Below are 25,278 nucleotides of genomic sequence, written 5' to 3' on the forward strand. Positions count from 1 at the left end.
ATGTCCACGCCGAAACGAGAGCTTCCACAACGAGATCCGTTCACCGGGCCACCCGCCGCGTACTGCGGTGCGCCGCCGGATCTGGTCGAGCAGGTGGCGTTCGCGCTCCGCGCGTGGGCAGGCCCGCCGATAGCTCCATCTGTGCGTCGTCTGCTCGCGGACTTTCATGAAGACACCCAGCAGAAACTCGACTGCGCTCCCATCGACAGCCGTCCGATGCTCGAGCGGGCAGACGGCTCGGTGGTGCCGGTCGACGAGGACGGATGGATTTCCGACTCGGATGCCGAGCCCGACAAGGCCGACGCAATCACCATTCAGCCCACCGATATTCGCGACATCGGGAAACCATGAGCGCGCAACCTCGAGGCCCAGAAGGCGTTTCGCCACGACCCGCCGAACCGGATGTCCACCTCAGCGTGTTCCTGCACGGCGTGCGCTTCGACTATGCCGCCTGCCTCACCGCCGCGCTGATTTTCACGCGCGAGCACCGGATGCAGCATTACGTCGACGCGGTCACCATCGATCTCGGCGATACCAGTCGCTATCCGCGCCTTCCCTGCGAACGCCTGTTCCTCGGCTCATGAGATAGACCCGAAGATGGCGAAATTCAAGAGCGTCAACGGAATCCGTCGAGCCGTTCGACTTTTCGGCGACAGCCGAAGAATGCGCTGGTCAAGGACCGAACACCCGTCATCAATGTGATCTACATCACACTTTCCCGGGCATTTTGTCGGTAGGTCATGGCATGGTGGTCGGCATGCCTTCTGCCGATTCCATCGCCGCCCCCGATGTCATCCGCCTGCTCGGTGCCAGTGAGCACAATCTGCGCAATGTGTCGTTGGAGATCCCGAAGAACAAGATCACCGTATTCACCGGTGTCTCCGGCTCGGGGAAATCGTCGATCGTATTCGACACCATTGCCGTTGAGTCTCAGCGTCAGCTCTATGCGACGTTTCCCGCGTTCATTCTCAACTTCCTGCCGCGCTACGAGCGTCCGCACGCCGAGGCGATGGAGAATCTGACGGCCCCGGTCATTATCGACCAGCAGCCCGTCGGCGGCGGTCCGCGCTCGACCGTGGGCACGATGACCGATATCTACTCCATGGTGCGCGCCATGTTCGCCCGATTCGGTTCGCCCTCGGCCGGATTCGTCTACAACTATTCGTTCAATGTGCCCCAGGGCATGTGCCCGGACTGCGACGGACTCGGGGTCACGGTGCGGGCCGATCCGGATCGGCTGCTCGACCGGACCAAATCACTCAACGAGGGTGCGATCCTGCTGCCCGGCTATGCCGTTGGCGGCGGGGAGTGGCAGCTGTACGGCAAGTCAGGGCGATTCGACCCGGACAAGAAGCTGGCCGACTACACCGACGAAGAGTTCACCGATCTGCTCTACGGCACCGGCGGCAAGGTGGAACTGACCTTCAGCAAGGGCACTTGGAAGGCGAATTACGAAGGGCTGGCGGCCAAATTCACCCGCACCCGGTTGCAGCGCGATACCTCGACGCTCAGTGAGAAGACGCGCGAACAGATGCAGAAGTTCCTCACCGAGGGCGTCTGCCCGTCCTGCGACGGCGCACGGCTCAACCCCGCGGCGCTGGCCACGAAGATCGACGGCCGCAACATTGCCGACTGGTCCGGTCTGCAGATCACCGATCTGATGGCCGTGCTCGACGAGATCACCGATCCGGCCGCACTCGGGCTGGCCGCCGCCATTCGGACCGCGCTGCGGCGAGTGACCGATATCGGGCTCGGATATCTGAGCCTGGACCGTCCGACCGCCACACTGTCCGGCGGTGAGGGGCAGCGGCTCAAGATGATCAAGCACTTGTCCAGCACCTTGATCGGGATGACCTACATCTTCGACGAGCCGAGCGTCGGGCTGCATCCGCGCGATGTCGGGCGGTTGAACAACCTGTTGAAAGCGTTGCGGGACAAGGGCAATACGGTGCTCGTGGTCGAGCACGATCCCGATGTCATCCAGATCGCCGACCATATTGTCGATGTCGGGCCGCGGGCCGGTCTGCACGGCGGACAGGTGGTTTTCGAAGGCAGCTTCGCGGACCTGCGGACCGCCGATACGCCGACCGGCGCCGGATTGCGCAGGCCGTTCACCGTCAAGCAGACATTCCGCAAGTCCAACGGCGAGTTGCTGATCGAGCATGCGAACGTGCACAACCTCAAGGATGTGACGGTCGCGATCCCGACCGGCATCCTGACCTCGATCACCGGGGTCGCCGGATCCGGAAAGAGCAGCCTCATCCGGGATGTGTTCGTACGCGAGCATCCCGACGCGATCTTTGTCGACCAGTCGGCGATCGCCGCCTCGTCCCGCTCGACTCCGGCAACCTATCTGGGACTGATGGATCCGATCAGGAAGCTGTTCGCGAAGGCGACGGGCGAGTCGCCCGGCCTGTTCAGCTTCAACTCGACCGGCGCCTGTAAGCAGTGCGAGGGCCGCGGCGTGATCATTACCGAGATCGCCTATATGGACCCGGTGACCACCCACTGCGATGCGTGCGACGGGCGTCGGTTCTCCGACGAGGTGCTGGCATTGACATTGCGCGGCAGGTCGATTGCCGATGTGCTGGAGCTGTCGGCCGAGCAGGCACTGAACTTCTTCACCGAAAAGGCACTCGCCACGAAATTGCGCACGATGAACGAGGTCGGCCTCGACTATCTGAGCCTCGGTCAGGCAATGAGCACCCTGTCCGGTGGCGAGCGCCAACGCATCAAACTGGCCACCCAACTCCAGAACACCGGCACCACCTACGTTCTCGACGAACCGACCACCGGCCTGCACATGTCGGATGTGGATACGCTGCTCGCCCTGATGGACGGCTTGGTCGACCGCGGCAATACGGTAGTGGTCATCGAACACAATCTCGACGTGGTAGCCCATTCCGACTGGGTCATCGACCTCGGCCCCGACGGCGGAAAGGACGGCGGCGAAATCGTCTTCACCGGCACCCCCGCCGAACTGCTGACCCACCCGACGTCACTGACAGGTGAGTACCTGCGAAAGTACAAGGGCGCCTGAGTAAGCAGGCGCCGCGGCGGCATAGGTCAACGCGTGCCGTGCAGCAGGGTCTGGGGCCGCGCCCGATCAGGCCCTGCTCATCGATCGGCCAGGCCGACGCCGCTGCGTTCTGGATAGGTGACCGCGTCCGGGCATATCCATTCGCCGACCGGCTCGCGATGCAGGGGCACCGTGAAATCGGTATTGACGAACACGTATCGCCCTCATGGCAAGACAGAGCCGACACCGTTGACTGTTTCAAGCCTGCATCGCTGGTGAGATTCTTGTGCAACACCGTCCGGCCGCACCAGGCGCTCGGTGATCGAACGCCCGGTGCGGCCTATGCCCGCCCGCATCAATCCGCTCGATAAGCGGCAGGACATCGCGATGGCCCGCACGGACAGGCATCACCGGGTTTCAGCGCCCGGCATGGATGCCGGTTCGCAGCCCGATGCTCGGTACGGCGATTGTTCAGCGCACGATGCGAACTGCCTGCGGGCCGGTTGTTGCAATGACGGTCTGGCCTTGGGCGAGTGTGACCGTGACCGTGCCACCGGATTCGTTGGGCAGTGTGCGACCGGGCGCGCTGAGATTGCCCGACCAGGCGTGCGCTGCGCCATCGCAGTCGACCATGACCGGTCCGTCGAGTTGCACGGCGATCGGGCCACCCATATCACCTTGGAGCATTTGTTCCAGCGAACCATCCACGACATTGACTCCGGCGGTTCCACCGCCGTCACAAGTAGCCGATCCGTTGATGGTCAACGTGCTGACGTTGTAGCCGAGTTCAGGCTGGACAGTGATCGATGGGGCTGGCTGGGCAGCTGCGGTTGCGGCGAAGAGTCCTCCGCAGCAGCCGACTACCCCGGTGACAACGGCTAGATTCGAGCGAAGCGAACTGTGGAACATGGTTGTTCTCCCGTCGATGCTCGTTCGAAGGATGTCAACCTGCCTATCATCCCAGCATCCGTCAGCCGCCACCTCAGTTTGATAGAAGCGAGTGCTGCTCATCGTCGCGGACCTGTCAGATCCCGCCGAGATCTCGACGTAGGACAAGATCGTCGGTAGCTCATGTATCACCTGCTCGAGCCACCATTCCGCTTGCGATCGATGGTCGCTGCAGTCGCCCTCGGCGGCACGGAGAAGATCAGGGGCCGACATTGGTGGGAGGTGTCGCGCCAGGTGTGGTCAGGCGGAATCGATCAGGGGGCGGACGTGGTGGGCGGCGTCGGCGTTGTCGCGCCAGGTGCAGGCGAGGCCGAAGGCTGCCACTCGGCCGGTGGCGAGGAGGGTGTGTACGGCGGCCGAGACCGCGGACAGGGTGGGGCCGCCGGGGGCGGGGAAGAGGAGTCCGGGGAGGTCGTCGGGGTTGATGACATCGAAGTCGAGGTGTAGGTAGAGCGGGCCGTCCGGGAGATCGCCGAGGTCGTCGACAGGGCGGTGCCGGATCCGAGCGGTGCGCAGGTACTCCACCTCCGGCGGGTCGAGGTCGTGGCCGCCGACCAAGACGGCGCGCTCCTCGGCGATGTCGCGCAAGTCGATTCGGTCGGCGAGCAAGTGGCGACCGTAGCCGACGAGCATGCGCAGGGGGAATCCACCGAGGTATCCGGAGGCGGAAGTCTCCACGGTCTGGACGTCACCGTGTGCGTCGAACCAGACGAGTGCGGGATCCAGCCCGGCCCGTTGCAACCCGGCCACGGTCCCGAGTGCGGTCGTACAGTCCCCGGACGCGACCACCGCACGTTCACCCCCGCGCACCGACTCCGCGACCCGATCCGCCACGACGTCATACAGCACGGCCATCCGAGCCCATGGATCGGCGGTCTCCGGCAGCACGGCCGTGACCACCGCGTCCGGGGTGATCGGAGCATCGATCTCCGGCCGATACTCATCGAGGTGGTACGGCACGAGCAAGCGCATCTTCGCGAGACTAATTCAGTGCCGAACAGCCGTGCCACCGAATTACCGTCAGGTCATCGAGGGCGGACAGGCCGCGGTGGACGGTGCTGGTGATCGTGGAGTTGAGCGAGGGTGTGCGGCGGTTCCGTGAATTGGAGCGGGCGATTCCGGGTATCTCACAGCGGATGCTGACACTGACCACCAAACGGCTGTGCCGCGACGGCATGGTGGAGCGGATCGCCTATCCGACGATTCCACCGCAGGTGGAGTACCGGCTCACCGAGACCGGACACAGCCTCGCCGCCGCGATCGGTGCGCTCGCCGACTGGTCACGTGATCACAAGGACGTCATCGCCTCGGCCCGGCAACGCTGGGACGTCGAACACGGCGTAGACGGAACCGAATGACCGGGCGATAGTCGTCGTGGGGCGGTTGAATAGATAGAGGCACCCGTACGGATTGGGAGGTTCCGATGACGCTTTCCGCCCGTGCGCTACTCGACGGGATCCAGGCCGAACTGGCCCCGCGCGACGGCGACAACCGCTTGCTCCCGCTGATCACGACGGGCCAAGCCCCGCAGGCGGTTTTCGCGGCCATCGCGGCGGAGGAACAGCGCATTACCAGCAGCGATTTGCGTAGCTTCCACGCCATGGCGGCGCGGACGGGCGAACCGAACGCCAGAGCCTTCTTCGGCGGACTCCCACCGGGCGAGCAACAGGCGCACGATCTGCTGGACGCGCTGGTGGATGCGGTGGGACCCGACCAGGGCATGGAACTGCCGAGAGCGGGCTGCCAGGCATATCCGGCCTACGTCGCCTGGTTGGCGTTGCACGCCGAACCCTCCGCCGCCGCGGCGGGCATCTACTCGAATTTCACCGCATGGGGCCGCTACTGCAAGGCAGTGGCCGAGGCAATGCGCACCCACTACGATTTCGACGACGCCGCATGCGCGTTCTTCGACTTCTTCGCTGCCGACGTCCCCGAGATCGAACAGCGGGTCCTCGCCGCCATCCAAGCCGGACTCGACACCGGGCGGTTGCAGCCGGAGCAGGCGCATTTGTACGCGAGGCTGTTCCAAAATTATGAACTCATGTTCTGGAACACGCTCGCCGATGAGTTCTCGGCTCAGCCCTGACGCCGCTCGGAAAGCTGCTGGGTCCCGGTGATACGCAGCAGTTCCAGCGCCGAAGCGGCCGGGGTGCCCGGTGCCGCCGAGTAGACGACAACGGCCTGGTCGGTGTCGGGTACGAACAGCGCATCGCAATCGAGCACCATCCGTCCGACCTCGGGATGATCGATGGTTTTGGTGGCACTGCGCCAGTTCCCGGTGCGCCCCTCGCGCCACAGCCGTTCGAATCGCTCACTGCGCGAGCGCAATTCGGCGATCAAGCGGGCCAGATCCGGATCGTCGGGATATGCGGCCTTCGCGCCGCGCAGCGAGGCGACCCAGGACTCCGCCCCCGCCGCGGCCTCCTCGGGTGTGAAAACCACCCGCGAGGGCTCGGTGCCGAGAAACGACTGCCAGATGATATTGCGCCGGGCCGGCGACCACGCGGAGAAGTCGCCGAGCAGCGCCGCGGCCATCGAATTCCAGGCCAGCACATCGGCTTTCGCCGAAATCACCAGCGCGGGCAGATCGGCCATCCGGTCCAGCAGCCGCAACACGCTCGGCCGCACCACCATGGCGATTCGCCCCTCCTGCGGCGGCGCCGAACCGGCGAGCCGGAACATCAGATCCCGTTCGATGTCCTCGAGCCGCAGCGCGCGGGCCAGCGCGCCGAGCACCGCGGTGGATGGGCGCGGGCCCCGGCCCTGTTCGAGGCGGACCACATAGTCGACGCTGACACCGGCGAGCTGGGCGACCTCCTCCCGCCGCAACCCGGGCACCTGACGGCGCGCACCGTTCGGCAGTCCGACATCGCCCGGCCGCACTCTCGCGCGGGCCTGGCGCAGCAGTGTGGCGAGTTCGGTGCGATTCATGCCTCGATGATGCCGCAGTGCCCAGGCGCGGGGGTGGTACTGCCGATCCCAGGAGTTCTCGGTCCTGGAGCCAACCCGTGCGGTGGGCCAGGCTCGAGCCATGAGCAACACGACCACAGCCCTGGTGACCGGTGCGAACAAGGGACTCGGCCGCGAGACCGTCCGCAGGCTGGCCGAACTCCCCCGCGTCAATGCCGCCGATCCGGGTTACACCGCAACGGATTCGAACGGGAATTCGGGCCATCAAACGGTTACCGAGGGCACCGATGCGATCGTGCACCTGGCGACGATCGGACCGGACGGACCCACCGGCGGGTTCTTCAACCGTTTCGGCGCCGTTCCCTGGTGAACGCCGAGCCGGGGCTCACCGGTCCTGTGCGTGACAGACCCACTGACCGTCGCTGCCGCAGATGCAGTAGTAAGGGCCCTGGCTCTGAGAATCTCCGGCCTGGCACTCCGGCGTCGGATCCGAAGACGGAGGTTGAGCCATGGCGACCGGGCCGGACACCATCACGAGGCTGCCGAACACCGCGGCAAGCATAGATGCGAAGAACTGATTCGACTTGGCGCGCATGGTTGCTCCTTCAGGCGACACGCCTCAGACGCCTCCGTGCCCCCGCTCGTTGCAGGCCCACTTGCCGTCCGGCCCGCAGTTGCAGTCGAAGGGACCTTGGACCTTGAAATCTCCGGCCTTGCACTCCGGCGTCGGATCCGAAGACGGAGGTTGAGCCATGGCGACCGGACCGGACACCACCATGAGGCTGCCGAACACCGCGGCAAGCATAGATGCGAAGAACTGATTCGACTTGGCGCGCATGGTTGCTCCTTCAGTCGACGGCTATCTCCGATGCGCTATTTCTTTTGGCCTGATGCCATACGTCGGTTCCCGCTGCCGAGTGCGCGAACCGACTCCATCTTCCCATACCGATCGGTTTCGATTACAGCCTTCATCGGGCCCCACCATTGACGTACAGCGTCTGACCGCTGACGTAGGACGCCTCATCACTGGCCAGGAATGCGATCACCGCCGCGACCTCCTCGGGCTGCCCGACCCGCCCCAGCGGCGTCCGCTCGGCCACGGCCTGCTGATGCGCTTGCGTGCTGAGCCCGACCCGATTCGCCGTCGCGGCCGTCATCGCGGTGGCGATATAGCCGGGTGCGACGGCATTGACGTTGATGTTGTACGGCCCGAGCTCGATGGCGAGCGTTGCGGTCAGGCCTTGAATGCCCGCCTTCGCGGCGGCATAGTTCGCCTGACCTCGATTGCCGAGCGCCGAGCGGCTCGACAGCGAGACGATCTTGCCGTAGCGCTGGGCGACCATGTACTCCTGAGCCGCCTGGGTGCAGTGGAAGACGCCGGTCAGGTTGACCGAGAGGACCGCGTTCCAGTCGTCTTCGGACAATCGGAAGAACAGATCGTCGCGGGTGATGCCCGCGTTATTGACCAGAATGTGCGGACCGCCGAGATCGGTTGCGATCTCGGCGAATACCGATTCCACCGAGGCGCGCTCGGTGACATCGCAGACGTAGCTGCGGGCCGCACCGCCCGCTGCGACAATCTGCTCGGCGGTGTCCTCCGGTGCATTGCGGTCGAGCACCGCGACCTGCGCGCCCTGTGCGGCCAGCAGTTGTGCGGTGGCCGCGCCGATGCCCTGGGCCGCACCGGTGACAACGGCTACCCGGTCGGTGAATCTGGTCATCTAACGTCCTTCTCGGGAGTTGTGTACGGCGGTCATCAGAATGCGCTCACCCCGGTGAGCGCCCGTCCGATCAGCAGCTTCTGGATCTGGCTGGTGCCCTCGTAGAGGGTCATCACCTTCGCATCGCGCAGATATTTGCCGACCGGGAATTCATCGATATATCCGTAGCCGCCGAAGACCTGCAGTGCGCGGTCGGCCGCGCGCACCGCGGCCTCACTGGCGAACAACTTGGCCTTCGACGATGCCACCGCGAATTCGGCGCCGCGGTCGATGAGATCGGCGACCCGCCACACCAGCAGCCGGGCCGCGTCCACATCGAGGGCGATATCGGCGAGCAGTTCCTGGACCAGCTGATGGCCCGCGATCGGTTTGCCGAATTGTTCGCGCTCGGTGGCGTACCCGACGGCGGCGTCCAAACAGGCCTGCGCGATGCCGACGCAGCCAGCGGCCACCGACATTCGCCCCTTGGCCAGCGCCGCCATCGCGACGGTGAAACCCTTGCCCTCGTCGTGCAGTCGGGCGCTGTCGGGGACGCGTACGCCGTCGAGTACGAGTTCGGCGGTGGCCTGTCCGCGCAGCCCGAGCTTGCCGTGGATGGTGCGGGCGGTGAAGCCGGGGGAGTCGGTCGGGACCAGGAATGCGGTGATGCCGCGATGTCCCTCGCCGCCGGTGCGCGCGAAGACGAGTGCGATATCGGCCCAGGTGCCGTTGGTGATGAACATTTTGGTTCCGGACAACACCCAGTCGTCGCCATCGCGGACCGCGCGCGTGCGCAACTGTGCCGCGTCGGAACCGGTTCCGGGTTCGGTGAGGGCGAAGCAACCCAGTGCGGCGCCCGCGGTGAGGCGCGGTAGCCACGTGCGCTGCTGCTCGTCGGTGCCGTAGTGGCTGATCGACTTGGTGACCAAACCCAAAGAGACCGAAACGATTCCGCGCACGGCGGAATCGCCGCGCCCGAGTTCCTCCAGGACCAGACAGTAGGTGAGGTGGTCACCGCCGCTGCCGCCGTACTCCTCGGGAATGGTCAGGCCGAGAAAGCCGAGTTCACCCAGTTTGGACACGATCTTGCGATCCACGGATTCGGCCCGGTCCCATGCGGTGGCGTGCGGCGCGATCTCACGGTCGACGAAATCCGCCGCGAGCTGCTGGGCGGCGGCCTGTTCGTCGCTGAGTTCCAGATTCATCAGGACTCCCGGCTACTAAAACTAACGGTGAAAGTTTCCGCTATGCTAACCCTCGATAAACTAACGATGCAAGTTTGTCGTCGCGGGCATCCGCCGTGCGACACTGGATTGGATCTACCAGGAGGTTTTCATTGGGCAGACCGCGTCGGCCCTTGCTCAGCCGTGACCGCATCGTGTCGGCCGCGCTGGATCTGGTTGATGCCGAAGGCCTGGAAGCGGTATCGATCCGCAGACTCGCCACCGAACTCGGCGTGCAGGGCCCCTCGCTCTACAACCATGTCGCCACCAAGGACGATCTGCTCGACGCGATGGTCGACGCCGTACTCGGGCGGATCGACCTGTCGATGTTCACCGACATCTCGGATTGGCAAGTGGCGCTGCGCGATTGGGCGCGATCGTATCGCGCGGCACTGGCGGCGCACCCGAAGTTGGTGCCCGCCTTGAATCACGGCATGGGCCGACGACCGAATGCGTTGCGGCAGGCCGATGCGGTATTCGGGGGTCTGGTGGCGGCGGGCTGGCCACGACGGGAAGCGACCCAAGTGGGTGCGCTGATGCGGTTCTTCGTCACCGGATCGACGCTCGGGTCGTTCGCGGGCGGGTTCCCCGAGGATGCGGCCGTCTATCGCGGGAACTACCCACACTTGGACGAGGCGCATCTGCTGTCGGGGCGCCAGCGCGATATCGATGACGCCGCATTCGAGACCGGGCTGCGCGCATTGCTGGATGGGTTGGCGTTGCGCTTCGCGGCGCTCGAGGGTGCGGCGCGGGGACGTTAGCGCGGGCCGTGCGCGGCCAGCCAGTCCGGGAATTCGCGGAGATCGCGGACAACGCACCCGGCTCCCGCGGCACGCAACTCCTCGGCATCGCACGGACCGGTCGTGACACCGAGCGCGTAGATCTCGGCTGCCCGCGCGCCACGCATATCGCCCTCGTGATCGCCGACGAACAGGTCGGCTCCGTGCTCGCGCAGTGCCACCGCCTTACCGTCCGACCAGAGATCACCGACCACCTCGTCGATCTGCCAATCCAGTTCTGCGACGTGCAGCCGCGCCAGCGGCTCGTGTTTGCCGGTCACGATGAGCACCCGCCCGCCGCGCGCACGCACCGCCGCGAGGGCGGCGTCGGCACCCGGCATGGCCGGAATGTAGGGCACGATCGAGGGATAGATCTCCCGGTAGCGGGCCACGAGCGGCGCGATCAACTCCCGGGGTGCACCGGCATCGGCCAGTAGCATCCCCAGCGGCGGACCGAGCCGGTCGGCGAACTCGGCCCCGCGCAGCGCCAGCCCGAACTCCGCACCCAACTGGTCGATCGCCTTGCTCACGCCCGGGCGGGAATCGATCAGTGTCATATCGAGGTCGAAGCCAACGGTCCAGCTCACACCTGGACCCTATCGTCGGCGCAGGATCGGCGGCGCTGCGGCACCACTGGTTAACCAACGGAGGCGCTGCGAAGATCAATGGGGGGGGGACATTCCCGCAGTCGGGGCGAAACCGCTCAGGGAACCGGCAGCCGAATTTACAGTTGACCAACGAGCGAACGGCTCCGGTCTGTATCGCGGAGGACGAGATGACGAGCCAGCAGCGCCAGCCACTCACGGTGGGCTCGCTGTTCGGGCACTACCGGTTGGATCGGCTGATCGGTCGCGGCGGCATGGGCGAGGTCTATGAGGCCTACGACATGCGCAAGCGCCGCACTGTCGCGATCAAGGTACTGCTGGAAAAGCTCGCGCAGGACGACGGTTACCGCGAACGGTTCCAGCGCGAGGCCGATGCGGCCGCGCGGCTGCGCGAACCCCATGTCATCCCGATTCACGATTACGGCGAGATCGACGGCCGCCTCTACATCGATATGCGATTGGTCGACGGTGCCAGCTTGCCGTCGGTGCTGCGCACCAATGGGCCGATGGCGCCTCAGGATGCGGTTTCGGTGATCCGTCAAATCGCCGCCGCATTGGATGCCGCACACGCCGAAGGACTGATCCACCGTGACGTCAAACCGGACAATATCCTGCTCACCCAGGATGGCTTCGCCTATCTGGTCGACTTCGGTATCGCCCATTCGAGTGCCGATCATCGGCTGACCACCCACGGTGCGGTGATCGGTTCGTTCAGCTATATGGCGCCGGAGCGATTCCGGGCCGAGCACACCACACCCGCGGTCGATGTCTATTCCCTGGCGTGCGTGCTCTACGAATGTCTCACGGGCGCAAGGCCATATCCAGGCAGCACCGATGCCCAGATCATCAGCGCGCACCTGTTCGAGCCGGTGCCGCGACCGAGCATGATCCGGCCGAATGTATCGCCCGCGCTCGACTCCGTCGTCGCCCGCGGCATGGCCAAGAATGTGCGCGAACGTTTCAGCGCCGCCGGTGAACTCGCGAGCGCCGCACAGGCGGCGCTGACCAGTGCCGGTGCCGTTACCGAGGGACGCACACAGATCTCGGTTACGCCTGGACCCGCGACCGGTGTGCCAGATGCCCTCACCGATCGAACTTCGAACGCCACAGGGGGAACCAGCAATTCACCCGCTGTCGGGCTCCTCGATGCAGAGCATGCCCATTCTGAAGGGCAACCATCTGATTCCCGGCCTACCGGCGACCAGAAAACCGGTGTCCCGAAGCAGGGGCGGCGCCGCCGTGTCCTCGTCGCACTCATCCTGGCCCTCGCCACCATCGTCGCCGCCGGAGCCGGATTCGGGCTCTGGACATTGCTCGGTGATCGCAAAGGCTCCGCACTCGCCGATGCCACCGCGCTGCGTGGCGCGGATGTCGATCTGCTGAAGATCGTCGCCCAGACCGGCCGCAAACGATCCACCTGCCAGCATGAGCAGCCCGACACCTCCACCACCCTCGCGGTCATCTTCTGCGCTGATCACCCTGCGGCCAGTGAACCCGCGGCCCGATACATGCGGTTCCGCAGCCTCAACGACTTGCGCGACTACTACAACCTGCTGGTGCGCACCTTCCAGGCCAAGAACTGCCCCGGTGACCCCGCCGGATCGGACGGACCCTCTGTCCTCGACGGCAAGGAGACCGGCCGCAAGGCCTGCATCGCCAACCGCGCGGAAACCCCGAACGCGCCGAAGCCATCCCTGGTGATGACCGATGAAACCCAGCTGGCGTTGGCATTCTTCATCTGGCCGACACCGAGCGATGAACCGCTGCGCGACTACCTGACCAAGTTCACCGCGTCGCAGTTCCTGACCAACGAAACCGCCCGTGACCCGGACTATTTCACGCCAGAGGACCGCGCGATCTTCGGTCGGCTCGGCAACGACTACCAGGCAGCGAACTGTGCGCACATGTCCCCGCCCGGCGGCACGGTCAACGCCGCCATCGTGTGCAGTACTCCGGCCGATTATCCGTCCGCCCTGTTCTTCGGATTTCCGGACAGCCAGTCGGCCCAGGCCCTGTACCGAGCCGATCTCGGCGTGCTCGGCGGACACGCCTGCGGTGGTGGCAGCGGAGCCGACAACGTGTGGGAGACGGCGAGAAAGCCGGTCGGGCGGTTCTTCTGCTTCCTGGACAACGATCCGAGTATCGGTACCCGGACCTGCCTGATCGCCGTGCACGACAATGCACACCTGATCGGCCAATTCTGCACACTCATACCGGAGAATCCGCTACCCGGACCGAAAACCGAAGCCCAACTACTGAATTGGTTCGATAAGCACTTCAGCTAATTCTGCGGAACGATCCCGAAGGTGAATTCGGTATCGCCGATGCGGATGATCGCGCCGTCGGACAGCGCGATCCCATCGATGACCCGAACCCCGCCGACGTAAACACCATTGGAGGACAACAGATCCTTCAGCAAGCACGACAGCCCATTGCTGACGATCACGGCGTGATGGCGGCTGACCTTGCCGTCGTCGAGCACGATATCGTTATCGGGCAGGCGTCCGATGCGGGTGAACGGGCCGGTGATCGGGAAGGTCTGTCCGCTCGAATCCCGCAGGTGCGCTTGGGATCCGGGTGCTACCAGATCGACGATCGTGGTCGCGCGCAGTGCGGATGCGACGGCGTCCGCGGGCGGGGTGAGCGGTTCCTGACGCAGCATCCGCGCTTCGAGTTCGCGGATCGAGGCCACCGGATCGATGCCGAGCTCGTCGGCGAGGGTTTTACGCAATCGGCGCAGCGCCTCGAGCGCGTCGCTCTGCCGCCCGCTGACATACAGCGCGGTGATCAGCTGTTCCCACAGCGGTTCGCGCAACGGGTACTTGTCCGCCAGCTCGGCCAACTCGGAGATGACATTGTCGGCCCGACCCTGGGCGATCTCGGCCTGGGCGCGGGCCACGATGACGCCGATGCGCTCATCGTCGAGTGCAGTGGCGAAGGCATCGGCGAACCCGAGTCCCTGCAGATCCGCCAGCGCGGTGCCGCGCCATTGCGCGAGCGCGTTGGAGAGAACCTCGCTCGCCACCGAGAACCGGCCCGCAGCCATGGCCCGCAGCCCGGATTCCTTGCGGGCGCGGAACCGCTGGACATCGCAGCCGTCCCCGGCCACCGTGATCCGGTAGCCGGTTCCGGCGCGGGAGAGGATGTTGCGGGCGTCCAGTCCGGCCTCCCGTAATGGTTTTCGCAGATTCGAAACCATGGTGTGCAGACTGATGCGGATATCGGGCGGTGGGTTGTCCTCCCACACCGCCTCGGCCAGCGCCTCGGTTGACACCGGCCGGTTGGCATTGAGCACCAGATACGCCAGTACCGCACGCTGTTTGACGCCGCCGAGCGGCTGCGCCATCTCGTCGATCGTCAACTGAACCGGTCCGAGTACCCCGAACCGAGCCCGCATATCCGACATCCCCGCCAGTCCTCCCGTTCTCGAAATGATTATCGAGCTCAGCGACGCCACCGTTTCCAAAATCAGTCGCGGCAGCGGGTGCCACGGTCGGGGACCACGCCGTCGAAGAAGTATCCGACGACGATGGCGTCGATGCAGGCAGAGCCGTTATCGAAGGCGATATGCCCCTCATGCTCGCGGATGACGAGCACCGCGTCGGCGAGTTCCTCGGCGACATGCTGCGCGTCGGACAGCGGTGTGGCCGGATCGCCGGTGTTGTTGAGCAGCACGATGGTCGGTGCGCCGACCGCGTACACGGCCTTCGACACGCTCGTCGGCGGCACCGGCCAGAACAGACACACCCGCGTGCTGAAGGCTCGGTTCCGGCCGAACAGCGGCGAGGTGACCTCGGCCAGGTCGGCATCGTGCTGCAGTTCCGCCAGAATCTGGTCCTCGGACTTCGAGCGATAGCTCTTGGGATCGTCGTTGGCGCACTGCACCGCCCAGAAGGCGGGGCCCGAGGAGGTATAGCGGCCGGTGTCACGGCGGCCGACGTAGCCGTCGGCGAGCTGGGCGAGTCCGGTGCCGTCGCCGCGCAATGCATCCGCGAAGGCCTGCTCGAACCGCGGCCACATGGCTTGGTCGTAGGTGGCCTCGAAGATGCCGAGCACCGCCAGATTCGAGCCGAGCTTGCGGCCGTCCTTGGTCGGAATCGGGTCCTTGTCCACACGATCGATCAGCTCGCGCAGCTTGCGCATGGCGGTATCGGGATTGTGGTCCAGTGGGCAATCCGAGCGGGCGGCACAGGCGGTGAGCATGTCGCGCACGATCCGGTCGTGTGCGGAGAGCTGGGTCGGATCCGGCGGGTCGGGATCGGGGGTGAAATCCCAGCGGTTCGTCGTCCAGCTCGGATCGTCGATCGAATCGAGCACCATGCGCCCGACATGCGCCGGAAACCGGTCGGCGTAGTACTGGCCGAGCCGGGTGCCGTAGGAGAACCCGAAATAGTTGAGCTTCTCCTCGCCGAGGGCCGAGCGCATGATGTCCATATCCCGCGCGACGAATTCGGTGCCGAGGAAGCCGAGGAGTTTGCCGGTATGGCGCAGGCAGGCGGCGGTATAGCGCTTGTGCGCGTCGGCGACCCGATGCGTGCCCGCCGCATCGGTCGGGGTGAAGTCGGTGGCGAGGTAGTCGTCCATTTCCTTATCGCTGAGGCAGCTGACCGCGGCGGTGCGGCCGACGCCGCGCGGATCGAAACCGACCAGGTCGTAGCGAATACGGAATTTGCGCAGACTCGTATCCCGCGGATTCAGTGCGTAACGCACCTGCTCGTAGCCGGATTCGCCGGGCCCGCCCGGATTCGCGGTCAGGACACCGATACGTGCGGCCGGATTGGTGGCGCGCAGTCGGATCAGCGGCATGCTGATGGCCATGGCGCCCGGATCGGCATAGTCCACGGGTACTCGGATCGAACCGCATTCGGCTTGGCCGTTCTCACACGGCTGCCAGTCGATGCGCTGGGCCATATAGGCCTCGACCGTCGGCAGCGGCTGCGTGACTACCGGCGTGCCGGGCACGGTCAGCAGGCCCGCACAGCCCGTCGTGATGAGCAGCAGGGCGGCCAGCGCCGGGAGAATCCGATACCGATACCGCATGGTGTGGGACCCCCTGGTTACTGCGTGATTGCCCCGACGCCACGTCCGTCCTCCAGCGAGGCGTACGCCGAAGGCGATGAAAATATCTTCTCACTTCCGATCGCGTCAGTAGGGCATGTCGTGAATGCGACGCCGGTAGCGTGGATGCCGCGAACGGGGAGAAAGGTCGGATATGACAGCCGATCCGAATCAGCGAATTCTCGACCTGGTGGCGCGGAGCGCCGCCACGGTGCCCGCCTACCGGGCATTTCTCGATGAGCACGGTATCGACGCCGAGAAGATCACCGATACCGCGGCGTTCCAGCAGTTGCCGTTGACGACCAAGGCCAACTATCACCAACGCTATCCGCTACCGCAGCGGTGCCGCGGCGGTGACCTGAGCAATTGCGATCTGATCGCGGTGTCCTCGGGATCGACTGGTACGCCCACATTTTGGCCGCGCGCCGCCGCGGATGAAGCGGCATCGGTGCGCCGCTTCGAGCAGGTGCTCGTCGACGGATTCGACGCCGCGCGGACGCGCACGCTGGCAGTGGTGTGCTTTCCACTCGGGACCTGGGTCGGCGGGCTGTACACACTGTCGTGTCTGCGTGCGTTGACCGGGCAGTTGCCGCTGACGATCGTCGCGCCGGGGAATAACAAGGCGGAGATCCTGCGGGTGATACCGGAGTTGGGCGGTCATGTCGATCAGGTTGTGCTGCTGGGCTATCCACCGTTGCTCAAGGACGTGATCGATACCGGTCTGCGCGCCGGCATCCAATGGTCGCGCTACGCGGTGAAGCTCGTGCTGGCAGGTGAGGTGATCAGCGAACAGTGGCGCGATCTGATGGCGCGTCGGGCGGGGCTGGATCCGGTGCGGGATGTGGCCTCTCTCTATGGGACCGCTGATGGGGGAGTGCTCGGCAATGAGACGCCGTTGAGCGTGCAGATCCGACGATTCCTCGGCGAGCATCCCGCCGGAGTGGAACTGTTCGGCACTCGGCGGCTGCCGACGCTGCTGCAATACGATCCGGCGGATCGGTACTTCGAATCCGTCGACGGCACACTGGCATTCACCGCCGACTCCGCAGTTCCGCTGATCCGGTATCACATCGGCGATGACGGTGGCGTGGTCTCGCATGCCGATATGCTCGCGTTCTGTGCGGAGCACGGCCTCGACCTCGGTACCGATACCGGGCCCGAACTGCCGTTCGTGTACGTATTCGGGCGAACACTGCACGCGGTATCGGTATTCGGCGCGAACGTCTTTCCAGAGACCGTGACGATCGGACTGGAACAGCCAGAGGTCAGCGAATGGGTGACGGGCAAATTCGTGCTGGAGGCGTGGGAGAACGCCGACCACGACCGGATGCTGCGCGTTACCGTCGAGCTGGTCCCCGATGCGGCGAACACCCCCGAACGTACCCGCCGCGTCGCCGCATCGATCCGGGACGAATTACTGCGCCGCAATAGCGAATACGCACACTACGTGCCAGCCGAACGCCAACTCCCACACGTCGAGTTACGCCCCTGCGGCGACCCCGACTACTTCCCACCCGGCGTCAAACACCGCTACACCCGCTGAGTACGGGGCGGATCGAGATCCCGTGTTCGCTGCTTATTCCTCGGACCGGAACTGGGCGCGCTTGTAGTCGCCGAACGGTTCGTCGCGTTCGCGGACGGCCTCGCGGAAGCCCACGGTGGCCGCACGCAGTTGGAACGCGTAACCCTCGCGGGTATGCCGGGAGATTCCGTCGAAGACGGTGCTGATCATCGCGGAGTTCGTCACGCCCTGCGAATGCAGCGCCGAATTGAGCGCGAGCTTGGCCATCATCAACTGGTTGACCGGCATTCGCGCGATGCGGGCCACCAGGGCCTCGGTGCGCTCGTCGAGTTCATCGGCGGGACAGGATTCGACCGCGAGACCCCATTCCTCGGCCTGTTTCCCGCTGATGCAGTCGCCGGTGAACAGCAGCCGTTTGGCACGCTGATCGCCGAGGCGATGCGCCCACATGCCCGCAGCCGGGATGCCCCACACCCGGGTGGGCGGGTAGCCGATCTTGGTGTCGTCGGCACAGATGATCTGGTCGGAGTAGAGCGCGATATCGGTGCCGCCCGCAATGGCGAAGCCGTGCAGTTTGGCGACCGTCGGTTTATTGGCATTCATGAGGCTGGCGAAACCGCGGTTGAACCGGCTCATCATGGCGTAGTCGATCATCGGATCCCAGGTGCCCCAGGGATTGTGATTGACCGCCTGCACCACCGGATCGGCCACGGTGCCGGTGGTCTCGGTCGAACCGCCGACACCGTGGCTGCCCTGTTCGGCGAACATGTCCAGGTCATAGCCGCCGCAGAAACCTTTGCCCCGTCCCGACACCAGGATCACGTGCACCCGCGGATCCAGGTCGGCGCGCTCGACCGCGTGCGCGAGATCGACCGGGGTATCCGGGGTGATCGTATTGCCCTTCTCCGGACGGTTGAAGGTGATCCGCGCTACGCGTCCATCGCGCTCGTAGGTGAGCGTGCGGTATTCGCGTTCGCCGCCCGGGGCGGGCCGATCCCGCCACGGCGAATCGGGGACCTCCGTCCAGTTCTCGTACCAGGCGGCGGGGCGGGTGCCCGCATGGTTGGGAAAGGCGTCGTTATCAGGCTGATTCACGTGGAACTCCCGGTGCACTCGATGCCGCGCTCTCGGCAACGATGCTGCCACGGACGGCCGGTGCATCGTTGCGCTCGATGCCACCGTAGCGAACCGGGTGGTCTCAGACCTCGGGTGCGATGCTGTAGTCGGGGAAGGAATGGTGTTCGTGCACCACGACCCAGCGACCGTACTCCTTGCGCAGGCCGAACGTTATCCGCAGCCGCTTGGCCGGATCGCGGGCGAAATCCTCGGCCGTACCGCACAGCAGTAGCGCATATGCGAAGGCCACATCCGCGCCGGCGACGACCTCGAGCGACACGATGTCGAATGTCGCACCCGATGCCTGCCATTCGAAGAAGCCGGGCCAGATATCCCGATACGCGTCGATACCGCGCACCCCCTCGTTCGGCGGGGGGACATCGAACATGACGATATCGTCGGCATGATCGGTGAGCGCTCCGGCCAGATCACCGGTATGAACCGCCGCCGCCCACCGCTCGATCAGGATTCGGATCTGCTTTTCGTCATCGGACATATCGGGTCGTCGTCCTTTCCAGCACGGCCGCGGAGGTATGCGCCGTGGCTCTTACTCAGAGAGCGTGCCGAATGCGCCTGTGCGACGCAATGACTCGGAATGCATTCGTGCAGAATCCCAATGGCGAAATTCGCGCCGGTTACCGATCGGCAGAAACCGTTGAGACGGTTACGGTCGGAGTTGCCACAGTGGAGCGTTTTCGACCGTAGCCCAGGTAGACCGCGATACCGACAACTACCCAGACCGCGAAACGCACCCAGGTCAGCCCGTCCAAGGTGGTTGCCAGCAGTACGCAGCCGATGAGCGCGAGAATCGGGACCAGCGGCACCAGCGGGGTGCGGAACGGGCGGTCCCGATTCGGTTCCAGCTTGCGCAATACCAGGACGCCGACGCAGACGACGGCGAAGGCCGAAAGCGCCCCGATATTCACCAACTCCACCACGATATCGATCGGCAGCAGACCGGCGATGGTCGCGCAGACGACACCGAGCAGCAGTGTCAGCCGGACGGGGGTAGCGCGCTTACCGGTTTCGGCGAGTCCGCGCGGCAGCAGGCGGTCGCGGCACATCGCGAACATCAGCCGGACCTGTGCGTAGACGATGAGCAGCAGGCCCTTGGTGAGCGCGATGATCGAGGCGATCACGATGACATTACCGATCCAGCCGATGCGCAGATTTCCGAAGGCGGTTGCGATCGGCGACGCGTTGTTCAGGCTCGCGAACGGCGCGATGCCGGTGAGCACGGCGCTCACCAATGCGTAGAGCAGCGTCGCGATGAGGACGGTGCCGATGATCGCGAACGGGATATCGCGGCGCGGATTGCGCGCCTCCTCGGCGGACGCGGCGACCACGTCGAATCCGAGGAAGGCAAAGAACGCGATGGCGGCGCCGCCGACAACGCCGCCGAATCCGAAGGGCGCGAACGGGGTCCAATTGCCGATATCGATATGCGGTGCGCCGATCGCGACGACCAGGACCAGCACCCCGATCGTCACGGCGACCAGCGCCTTGGTGATCCGGGCCGTCAGGGTCACCTCGCCGACGAGAACTGCGACGATGACGGCGATGACGAGTACAGCGGGCAGGTTGACGATGCCGCCCTCGGACGGGCCCGCGGTGATCGCGGTGGGCAGGGTGATGCCGAACATGGTGTCCAGTGCCGATACCACGCTGCCGGACCAGCCGATCGCCACGGCGGCGCCCGCGATGACGAATTCGAGCAGCAGATTCCAGCCGACCAGGAATGCCGGACCTTCGCCGAGCGTGGCATAGGTGTAGGTGTAGGCACTGCCGGAGACCGGCGCCATGGCCGCGAGTTCGCTGTAGCAGAGAGCGACCAGCGCGCAGACCGTACCGGCCAGCAGGAACGACAGCACGATCGAGGGGCCGGCCTTCTCGGCGGCGGCCACTCCGGTGATGACGAAGATGCCCGCGCCGACAATGGTGCCGACACCCATGGCGGTGAGATCGATGCGCCTCAGACTGCGCTGGAGGGTCGCCCCGGATTCCTGGCTCGTCGCGGAGTCGGGCAAGCGGCGGCGCCATCGGGTTGCGCTGGTCATGAACTCCCTTAATGCGTGCTCTGGCTCCGCCGACGGGACGGAGTCGGCTATCCATTCTGGTGGGCGGAGTCGACGCGGTTGACGTCGGGGCGGTTGTGGGCGACCAACAGGCAACCATCGGCGCAAATATGCGTGCCGTGCGGTTGTGCGCCAGGCGCGGCATTGCATGCGGCGCAATCCGGCATTGGGGCAATTCTCGGGCAAGCGTCTATGCGCAGCTGGTTGCAACGATCGCGAAGCAGGCCACTAGACGTTACTTCCGATAACACGTAACCTCGTGGGGACGCTCGGACAAGGGTGCCCGGGCGAGACCAGACGAAACGGATACCTCAATGACGCGGCATGTCGACGTACTGATCATCGGCGCGGGTCTGTCCGGCATCGGGATGGCCTGCCATCTCACCCGCGAGCAGACCGGACGCAGCTACGCCATCTTGGAACGCCGCCGTGCCATCGGCGGTACCTGGGATCTGTTCCGGTACCCGGGCATCCGCTCCGACTCCGATATGTACACCTTCGGCTTCGGCTTCCGTCCCTGGATCGGCACCAAGGTGCTCGCCGACGGACCGCATATCCGCCAGTACATCGAGGACACTGCCGCCGAGTACGGCGTCACCGAGCACATTCACTTCGGGCGCAAGATGACCAGGGCCAGCTGGTCGAGCGCGGCCGGACAATGGACCGTCGAGGCACTCGACGAGCAGACCGGCGAGACCGAGATCTTCACCAGCAACTTCCTGGTCGGCTGCACCGGCTACTACGACTACGACAACGGGTACCGCCCGGAATTTCCCGGCGAGGAGAACTTCCGCGGCCCGATCGTGCACCCGCAGCATTGGCCACAGGATCTGGATTACCGGGGCAAGCGCGTCGTGGTGATCGGCAGCGGCGCCACCGCGATCACCTTGATTCCGGCGATGGCCGACGACACCGCGCACATCACCATGCTCCAGCGCTCGCCCACCTACATCACCGCACTGCCCGCCGACGATCCGGTCGCGGTCGGGATGAAACTGGCGCGGGTACCGGAGAAGTTCGCCTACCGGGCGGGGCGGACGCGCAATATCGCCCTGCAGCGGGCCAGTTTCCAGCTCTCGCGCACCAATCCCGAACTGGCCAAGAAGCTGTTCCTCGGCGCGGTGCGAATGCAGGTCGGCAAGGATATCGACATGCGGCATTTCACGCCGTCCTACAACCCGTGGGATCAGCGGCTCTGCGTGGTCCCCAACGGCGACCTGTTCAAGGTGCTGCGCAGCGGTAAGGCCTCGATCGCCACCGACCACATCGACACCTTCACCGAAACCGGCATCCGTCTGGCCTCCGGCGAGGAGCTACCCGCCGATATCGTGATCAGCGCGACCGGTCTGACCGTGCAGATCCTGGGCGGTGCGACGCTGGAAGTGGACGGCGAACCGGTGCTGACCCGCGAGCGGGTGGTCTACAAGGGCACCCTGCTCGATGGCATCCCCAATGCGATGCTGGTGCTCGGCTACACGAACGCCTCCTGGACCCTGAAGGCGGATCTGGCCGCCGAATACTTCTGCCGAATCCTCAACCACATGAAGTCGCACGGCTTCACGAAGGTGCTCGCGGTCGCCGAGGACGCCGACCGCTCCGATCAATCGGTGATGGGCGGCGCCCTGACCTCCGGCTACATCCAGCGCGGCGACGGCGTGATGCCGCGGCAAGGCAGCCGGGGCCCGTGGCAGGTGATCAACAACTACTTCCGCGACCGAGCTCTGCTGCGCAAAGCACCGCTGGAGGACGGGGTTCTCACATTCGACGGTGCGGCAGGCGCTGCTCGGCCCGGTCGCAAGCTGACCGGCCAGGCCCGCAAGCTCATCGCCCAGGGCGCGGCCGTCGTCGTATCCCGTAGCGCCTGAAAGCTCTTTCGGCCGTCGCCATTCGACGTCCGGATACGCCCAGACGTTGCACAGGTCACGAACTGCGGGCCATGCCGGCGGACGCGCGCAGCGGGGGTCCTGTTTAAGAAGAGGCCGTCGAACGGGCTCGAGTGTCCCCGGATGGCCGCGCGGACAAGCGGAGGGCCCGCCCGCGCGGCCGCCGGGCGATCAGTCCGTGGACCCGCTCCGGCTGGTGATGTCGAGAAGCATTTTCGCGGCCACCGTCGCCCCGTCGGTGCGGATCGTGTCGGCCACGGCCCTTGCCTGCGCGCGGGTCTCGGGGGCCACGGCGACCTCGAACGCGGCCGACAGGGAGTCGACGGTCGGCGTCCGGCCGTCGTGTGCCACACCGATGCCCAGCTCGGCCACCCGACCGGCCCAGTACGGCTGATCCGCGATTTGCGGGACCACCACCTGGGGCGCTGCGGCCCGGGCGGCCGTCGTCGTGGTGCCCGCGCCGCCGTGGTGCACGACGGCGGCGACGCGGCCGAACAGCGCCTGCTGGTTGACCTCCCCGACGACGAAGCAATCGTCTTGGTCGTCGATCAGGGCCAGGTCGGCCCAGCCGCGAGCGAGTAGGACGCGGCGGCCGTGCGCGCGACTCGCTTCGATGGCTACCCGGGCGATGCCCTTCGGGGCGTGCGCGGCCATGCTGCCGAAGCCCACGTACACCGGCGGTTCGCCCGCGTCCAGGAACGCCTCCAGATCTTCCGGGAGCGGGCGGTCGTCGGGCAGGGTCCACGCCCCGGTCTGCACGATATCGAGGTCCGTCATGCCCTGCGACGGGCACAGCGTCGCCTCTGCTGCCAGCCACGGCTGATCGGTGAAGACGTGGTCGCGAACGTTGTCCACCGGCGGCAGGCCGATCGCCGCCCGGTGGCTGTTGAGCGCCGGGCCGTACAAGGTGTTCACCCGCTGGGCGTCCTGCTCCCACAGCACCCGCTTGTCGGTCTCGTCCTGGGGGGACGGCTTGCCCGGCCGCACCCCCGGAGCGAAGTGCCGCGACGGCAGTCCGGCAAGGTGGTAGCACCCGTACACATAGCGGATGCCCAGCTTCTCGGCCACGTCCCGTGCGCCGGCCGGCATCAGCCCGGTCGCCAGTAGCGCGTCACATCCTTCGGCGGCCGCGGTCAACGTGTCGAACCGCGCGCCGACCAGCGCGGGAGCGAGCCGGAACGCATCTTCCGCGGTCGGCGGCTTCGTGCCCGCGACCACTGAGCGCACCGTCGGCCCGAGCGGGACCAGCGGCATACCGACACGCGCCAGCAGCGCCGCGAAATCCTCGTCCGGCGGCGCGCACACCCGTGCCTGCGCACCGAGCCCTCGCAATGCGACCGCGAGCCCCACCAGTGGTTCGACATCCCCGCGTGATCCCCACGTCGTCAACAGCACACGCACTTCGCGAATCTCCCATTTCCACAGTTACTGGCCTTCGGCGGACAATGATGGGGCACGACCCGGGTCTTGCCGCAAGCCCCCGGGTGCGCTATAGGTTGAAGGGGGGAAGGGGTTGGACACCGTGCCCTTGTGCCACACCGAAAGCCGCTGTGAGCGGCAATTTCTCCTACGACATCCTGGCCTGAACCTCGGAACGGTCTGTACGGGAGGACCCTGCGCGCGCCGATTCCGGCGCTGATCGACTACCCCAGCTCGATCGCTCTTCTGTTGGCTCTCGGCCAGCGGTAGCCTCGTGTTCGCGGCATCGTGATGTGCTGCGGCAGTTGCTAATTCGGCCACAGATGCGAGCACATCGAGCCGGTTTCGGCAAGGCGGCCACTTTGATGATCGGCGTTACGGCATGATCGAGCCCGGCATCAAGTCGGGGACAGGAGAGTTTCGGCGACGGTCCGTATGTGGGCCAGGTAGGTGGCGCGGGCGCGTGGGGTGGCGTCCATGCGGGTGAGAGTGCCGCGAGTCAGGGCGTAGCCGATGGTTTCGGCGACGATTCGGGTTGGGACGGCGGGGGAGATGCGGCCCGCGGCGCGAAGGCGTTCGAGGTAGCGGGTGAAGCGCCGGACGGGGCGTTCGGCGATTTCCTGCGCGAGGGCGGCGACGCGATCGTCGACGGCGCCGCGTTCGTCGATCAGGCGCAGCATCGGTCCGGCATTGCCAACCGCGGCGGCGAAGGCATCAATGGTGGCGGCGAGCACTTCCCGGGGATCGTCGGTATCGAGATCGGGTTCCTGGGCGGCGAGGAAATCATCGCGGACCTGGGCGGCGAGGGCGAGGAAGATTTCGTCCTTGGAAGCGAAGTAGACGTACAAGGTCGCACGGGAAACGCCTGCGGCGGCGGTGATATCGGCGACGGTGGTCCTATCGTAGCCGCGCTCGGCGAAGACGCGGGCGGCCGCGTCGAGCAGGGCGCGGTGGCGGTCGGTATGCGACCTTTCCCGCGCCGCGCGGACCGACCAGCCTGCCTGAGTCATGCACTCATCGT

Annotated in this window: 25 protein-coding genes; 10 read left to right on the forward strand and 15 right to left on the reverse strand. The window is 65.8% G+C overall.

Annotation, left to right across the window (positions count from 1 at the left end):
* The 3 genes from ACQP0C_RS19740 to ACQP0C_RS19750 all read left to right on the forward strand — a co-directional run bounded on the left by ACQP0C_RS19740 (position 1) and on the right by ACQP0C_RS19750 (position 3,040).
* On the forward strand, positions 1-351 hold the full coding sequence (locus ACQP0C_RS19740) for a hypothetical protein (RefSeq protein ID WP_433734342.1): 351 nt from the start codon (positions 1-3) through the stop codon (positions 349-351).
* Positions 352-416: 65 nt separating this feature from the next.
* Entirely contained in the window at positions 417-584 is a 168-nt protein-coding gene (locus ACQP0C_RS19745; protein ID WP_433734343.1) for a hypothetical protein, read from the forward strand.
* 173 nt (positions 585-757) lie between these two features.
* A complete protein-coding gene (locus ACQP0C_RS19750; protein ID WP_433734344.1) occupies positions 758-3,040 on the forward strand; it encodes an ATP-binding cassette domain-containing protein in 2,283 nt (760 codons plus the stop codon).
* Positions 3,041-3,490: 450 nt separating this feature from the next.
* Here the strand turns inward: ACQP0C_RS19750 and ACQP0C_RS19755 are convergent, their stop codons facing one another.
* Together ACQP0C_RS19755 and ACQP0C_RS19760 are read right to left on the reverse strand one after the other, a co-directional pair.
* The gene (locus ACQP0C_RS19755; protein WP_433734345.1) at positions 3,491-4,030 is read right to left on the reverse strand and encodes a hypothetical protein; all 540 of its coding nucleotides are present in this window, start codon (positions 4,028-4,030) and stop codon (positions 3,491-3,493) included.
* 177 nt (positions 4,031-4,207) lie between these two features.
* Positions 4,208-4,939, reverse strand: a complete 732-nt coding sequence (locus tag ACQP0C_RS19760) for an arginase family protein (protein ID WP_433734346.1) — start codon at positions 4,937-4,939, stop codon at positions 4,208-4,210.
* Between the two features lie 83 nt (positions 4,940-5,022).
* On the opposite strand from ACQP0C_RS19760, the gene ACQP0C_RS19765 reads away from it, so the two are divergent.
* On the forward strand, positions 5,023-5,325 hold the full coding sequence (locus tag ACQP0C_RS19765; RefSeq protein ID WP_433734347.1) for a winged helix-turn-helix transcriptional regulator: 303 nt from the start codon (positions 5,023-5,025) through the stop codon (positions 5,323-5,325).
* A 65-nt stretch (positions 5,326-5,390) separates the two neighbouring features.
* Positions 5,391-6,053 (forward strand): hypothetical protein, encoded by a 663-nt coding sequence (locus ACQP0C_RS19770; protein ID WP_433734348.1) that lies wholly within the window; start codon positions 5,391-5,393, stop codon positions 6,051-6,053.
* On the opposite strand, the gene ACQP0C_RS19775 is transcribed toward ACQP0C_RS19770, so the two are convergent.
* Entirely contained in the window at positions 6,044-6,898 is an 855-nt protein-coding gene (locus ACQP0C_RS19775; protein WP_433734349.1) for a helix-turn-helix transcriptional regulator, read from the reverse strand. The two genes, ACQP0C_RS19770 and ACQP0C_RS19775, sit on opposite strands and share 10 nt — an antisense overlap.
* A 100-nt stretch (positions 6,899-6,998) precedes the next feature.
* Between ACQP0C_RS19775 and ACQP0C_RS19780 the strand changes: the two genes are divergently transcribed.
* Positions 6,999-7,247 (forward strand): hypothetical protein, encoded by a 249-nt coding sequence (locus ACQP0C_RS19780; protein WP_433734350.1) that lies wholly within the window; start codon positions 6,999-7,001, stop codon positions 7,245-7,247.
* Positions 7,248-7,262: 15 nt separating this feature from the next.
* On the opposite strand, the gene ACQP0C_RS19785 is transcribed toward ACQP0C_RS19780, so the two are convergent.
* The 4 genes from ACQP0C_RS19785 to ACQP0C_RS19800 form a co-directional block, all read right to left on the reverse strand.
* On the reverse strand, positions 7,263-7,472 hold the full coding sequence (locus tag ACQP0C_RS19785; RefSeq protein WP_433734351.1) for a hypothetical protein: 210 nt from the start codon (positions 7,470-7,472) through the stop codon (positions 7,263-7,265).
* A 24-nt stretch (positions 7,473-7,496) separates the two neighbouring features.
* On the reverse strand, positions 7,497-7,715 hold the full coding sequence (locus ACQP0C_RS19790; protein WP_433734352.1) for a hypothetical protein: 219 nt from the start codon (positions 7,713-7,715) through the stop codon (positions 7,497-7,499).
* A gap of 130 nt (positions 7,716-7,845) precedes the next feature.
* Positions 7,846-8,598, reverse strand: coding sequence for a 3-oxoacyl-ACP reductase FabG (gene fabG, locus ACQP0C_RS19795; RefSeq protein WP_433734353.1), 753 nt, complete (start codon positions 8,596-8,598; stop codon positions 7,846-7,848).
* 35 nt (positions 8,599-8,633) lie between these two features.
* On the reverse strand, positions 8,634-9,782 hold the full coding sequence (locus ACQP0C_RS19800) for an acyl-CoA dehydrogenase family protein (RefSeq protein ID WP_433734354.1): 1,149 nt from the start codon (positions 9,780-9,782) through the stop codon (positions 8,634-8,636).
* Positions 9,783-9,913: 131 nt separating this feature from the next.
* Between ACQP0C_RS19800 and ACQP0C_RS19805 the strand changes: the two genes are divergently transcribed.
* Positions 9,914-10,561, forward strand: coding sequence for a TetR/AcrR family transcriptional regulator (locus ACQP0C_RS19805; protein ID WP_433734355.1), 648 nt, complete (start codon positions 9,914-9,916; stop codon positions 10,559-10,561).
* Here ACQP0C_RS19805 and ACQP0C_RS19810 read toward each other — a convergent pair.
* A complete protein-coding gene (locus tag ACQP0C_RS19810; RefSeq protein ID WP_433734356.1) occupies positions 10,558-11,166 on the reverse strand; it encodes an HAD family hydrolase in 609 nt (202 codons plus the stop codon). The genes ACQP0C_RS19805 and ACQP0C_RS19810 overlap by 4 nt on opposite strands.
* Before the next feature lie 188 nt (positions 11,167-11,354).
* On the opposite strand from ACQP0C_RS19810, the gene ACQP0C_RS19815 reads away from it, so the two are divergent.
* Positions 11,355-13,469, forward strand: a complete 2,115-nt coding sequence (locus ACQP0C_RS19815) for a serine/threonine-protein kinase (RefSeq protein WP_433734357.1) — start codon at positions 11,355-11,357, stop codon at positions 13,467-13,469.
* Here ACQP0C_RS19815 and ACQP0C_RS19820 read toward each other — a convergent pair.
* The gene (locus ACQP0C_RS19820; RefSeq protein ID WP_433734358.1) at positions 13,466-14,590 is read right to left on the reverse strand and encodes a BTAD domain-containing putative transcriptional regulator; all 1,125 of its coding nucleotides are present in this window, start codon (positions 14,588-14,590) and stop codon (positions 13,466-13,468) included. The two genes, ACQP0C_RS19815 and ACQP0C_RS19820, sit on opposite strands and share 4 nt — an antisense overlap.
* A gap of 62 nt (positions 14,591-14,652) precedes the next feature.
* Positions 14,653-16,224, reverse strand: coding sequence for an alpha/beta hydrolase (locus tag ACQP0C_RS19825; RefSeq protein ID WP_433734359.1), 1,572 nt, complete (start codon positions 16,222-16,224; stop codon positions 14,653-14,655).
* A gap of 172 nt (positions 16,225-16,396) precedes the next feature.
* Between ACQP0C_RS19825 and ACQP0C_RS19830 the strand changes: the two genes are divergently transcribed.
* Positions 16,397-17,785 (forward strand): phenylacetate--CoA ligase family protein, encoded by a 1,389-nt coding sequence (locus ACQP0C_RS19830; protein WP_433734360.1) that lies wholly within the window; start codon positions 16,397-16,399, stop codon positions 17,783-17,785.
* A gap of 33 nt (positions 17,786-17,818) precedes the next feature.
* On the opposite strand, the gene ACQP0C_RS19835 is transcribed toward ACQP0C_RS19830, so the two are convergent.
* From ACQP0C_RS19835 to ACQP0C_RS19845, 3 genes are all read right to left on the reverse strand, one after another.
* Positions 17,819-18,859, reverse strand: coding sequence for a crotonase/enoyl-CoA hydratase family protein (locus tag ACQP0C_RS19835; protein ID WP_433734361.1), 1,041 nt, complete (start codon positions 18,857-18,859; stop codon positions 17,819-17,821).
* A 103-nt stretch (positions 18,860-18,962) separates the two neighbouring features.
* Positions 18,963-19,376, reverse strand: a complete 414-nt coding sequence (locus ACQP0C_RS19840; RefSeq protein ID WP_433734362.1) for a YybH family protein — start codon at positions 19,374-19,376, stop codon at positions 18,963-18,965.
* 139 nt (positions 19,377-19,515) lie between these two features.
* Positions 19,516-20,937 (reverse strand): APC family permease, encoded by a 1,422-nt coding sequence (locus tag ACQP0C_RS19845; protein WP_433734363.1) that lies wholly within the window; start codon positions 20,935-20,937, stop codon positions 19,516-19,518.
* A 332-nt stretch (positions 20,938-21,269) separates the two neighbouring features.
* Here ACQP0C_RS19845 and ACQP0C_RS19850 point away from each other — a divergent pair, with 332 nt between their 5' ends.
* Positions 21,270-22,820, forward strand: a complete 1,551-nt coding sequence (locus tag ACQP0C_RS19850; protein WP_433734364.1) for a flavin-containing monooxygenase — start codon at positions 21,270-21,272, stop codon at positions 22,818-22,820.
* A gap of 189 nt (positions 22,821-23,009) precedes the next feature.
* Here ACQP0C_RS19850 and ACQP0C_RS19855 read toward each other — a convergent pair whose 3' ends face one another.
* Together ACQP0C_RS19855 and ACQP0C_RS19860 are read right to left on the reverse strand one after the other, a co-directional pair.
* On the reverse strand, positions 23,010-24,239 hold the full coding sequence (locus ACQP0C_RS19855; RefSeq protein ID WP_433734365.1) for a glycosyltransferase: 1,230 nt from the start codon (positions 24,237-24,239) through the stop codon (positions 23,010-23,012).
* A 416-nt stretch (positions 24,240-24,655) separates the two neighbouring features.
* Positions 24,656-25,267, reverse strand: a complete 612-nt coding sequence (locus tag ACQP0C_RS19860; RefSeq protein ID WP_433734366.1) for a TetR/AcrR family transcriptional regulator — start codon at positions 25,265-25,267, stop codon at positions 24,656-24,658.
* Positions 25,268-25,278: the final 11 nt, after the last annotated feature.

Source organism: Nocardia sp. CA-129566, assembly GCF_050956075.1.
In the GTDB taxonomy this organism is placed as follows: Bacteria; Actinomycetota; Actinomycetes; order Mycobacteriales; family Mycobacteriaceae; genus Nocardia.

Excerpts from the sequence above, each read along its gene's own strand:
- ACQP0C_RS19740 (WP_433734342.1), top strand. The coding sequence starts at position 1 with ATGTCCACGCCGAAACGAGAGCTTCCACAACGAGATCCGTTCACCGGG.
- ACQP0C_RS19750 (WP_433734344.1), top strand. The coding sequence starts at position 758 with ATGCCTTCTGCCGATTCCATCGCCGCCCCCGATGTCATCCGCCTGCTC.
- ACQP0C_RS19755 (WP_433734345.1), bottom strand. The coding sequence starts at position 4,030 with ATGAGCAGCACTCGCTTCTATCAAACTGAGGTGGCGGCTGACGGATGC.
- ACQP0C_RS19760 (WP_433734346.1), bottom strand. The coding sequence starts at position 4,939 with ATGCGCTTGCTCGTGCCGTACCACCTCGATGAGTATCGGCCGGAGATC.
- ACQP0C_RS19770 (WP_433734348.1), top strand. The coding sequence starts at position 5,391 with ATGACGCTTTCCGCCCGTGCGCTACTCGACGGGATCCAGGCCGAACTG.
- ACQP0C_RS19775 (WP_433734349.1), bottom strand. The coding sequence starts at position 6,898 with ATGAATCGCACCGAACTCGCCACACTGCTGCGCCAGGCCCGCGCGAGA.
- ACQP0C_RS19780 (WP_433734350.1), top strand. The coding sequence starts at position 6,999 with ATGAGCAACACGACCACAGCCCTGGTGACCGGTGCGAACAAGGGACTC.
- ACQP0C_RS19785 (WP_433734351.1), bottom strand. The coding sequence starts at position 7,472 with ATGCGCGCCAAGTCGAATCAGTTCTTCGCATCTATGCTTGCCGCGGTG.
- ACQP0C_RS19790 (WP_433734352.1), bottom strand. The coding sequence starts at position 7,715 with ATGCGCGCCAAGTCGAATCAGTTCTTCGCATCTATGCTTGCCGCGGTG.
- fabG (WP_433734353.1), bottom strand. The coding sequence starts at position 8,598 with ATGACCAGATTCACCGACCGGGTAGCCGTTGTCACCGGTGCGGCCCAG.
- ACQP0C_RS19800 (WP_433734354.1), bottom strand. The coding sequence starts at position 9,782 with ATGAATCTGGAACTCAGCGACGAACAGGCCGCCGCCCAGCAGCTCGCG.
- ACQP0C_RS19815 (WP_433734357.1), top strand. The coding sequence starts at position 11,355 with ATGACGAGCCAGCAGCGCCAGCCACTCACGGTGGGCTCGCTGTTCGGG.
- ACQP0C_RS19820 (WP_433734358.1), bottom strand. The coding sequence starts at position 14,590 with ATGTCGGATATGCGGGCTCGGTTCGGGGTACTCGGACCGGTTCAGTTG.
- ACQP0C_RS19825 (WP_433734359.1), bottom strand. The coding sequence starts at position 16,224 with ATGCGGTATCGGTATCGGATTCTCCCGGCGCTGGCCGCCCTGCTGCTC.
- ACQP0C_RS19830 (WP_433734360.1), top strand. The coding sequence starts at position 16,397 with ATGACAGCCGATCCGAATCAGCGAATTCTCGACCTGGTGGCGCGGAGC.
- ACQP0C_RS19840 (WP_433734362.1), bottom strand. The coding sequence starts at position 19,376 with ATGTCCGATGACGAAAAGCAGATCCGAATCCTGATCGAGCGGTGGGCG.
- ACQP0C_RS19845 (WP_433734363.1), bottom strand. The coding sequence starts at position 20,937 with ATGACCAGCGCAACCCGATGGCGCCGCCGCTTGCCCGACTCCGCGACG.
- ACQP0C_RS19850 (WP_433734364.1), top strand. The coding sequence starts at position 21,270 with ATGACGCGGCATGTCGACGTACTGATCATCGGCGCGGGTCTGTCCGGC.
- ACQP0C_RS19860 (WP_433734366.1), bottom strand. The coding sequence starts at position 25,267 with ATGACTCAGGCAGGCTGGTCGGTCCGCGCGGCGCGGGAAAGGTCGCAT.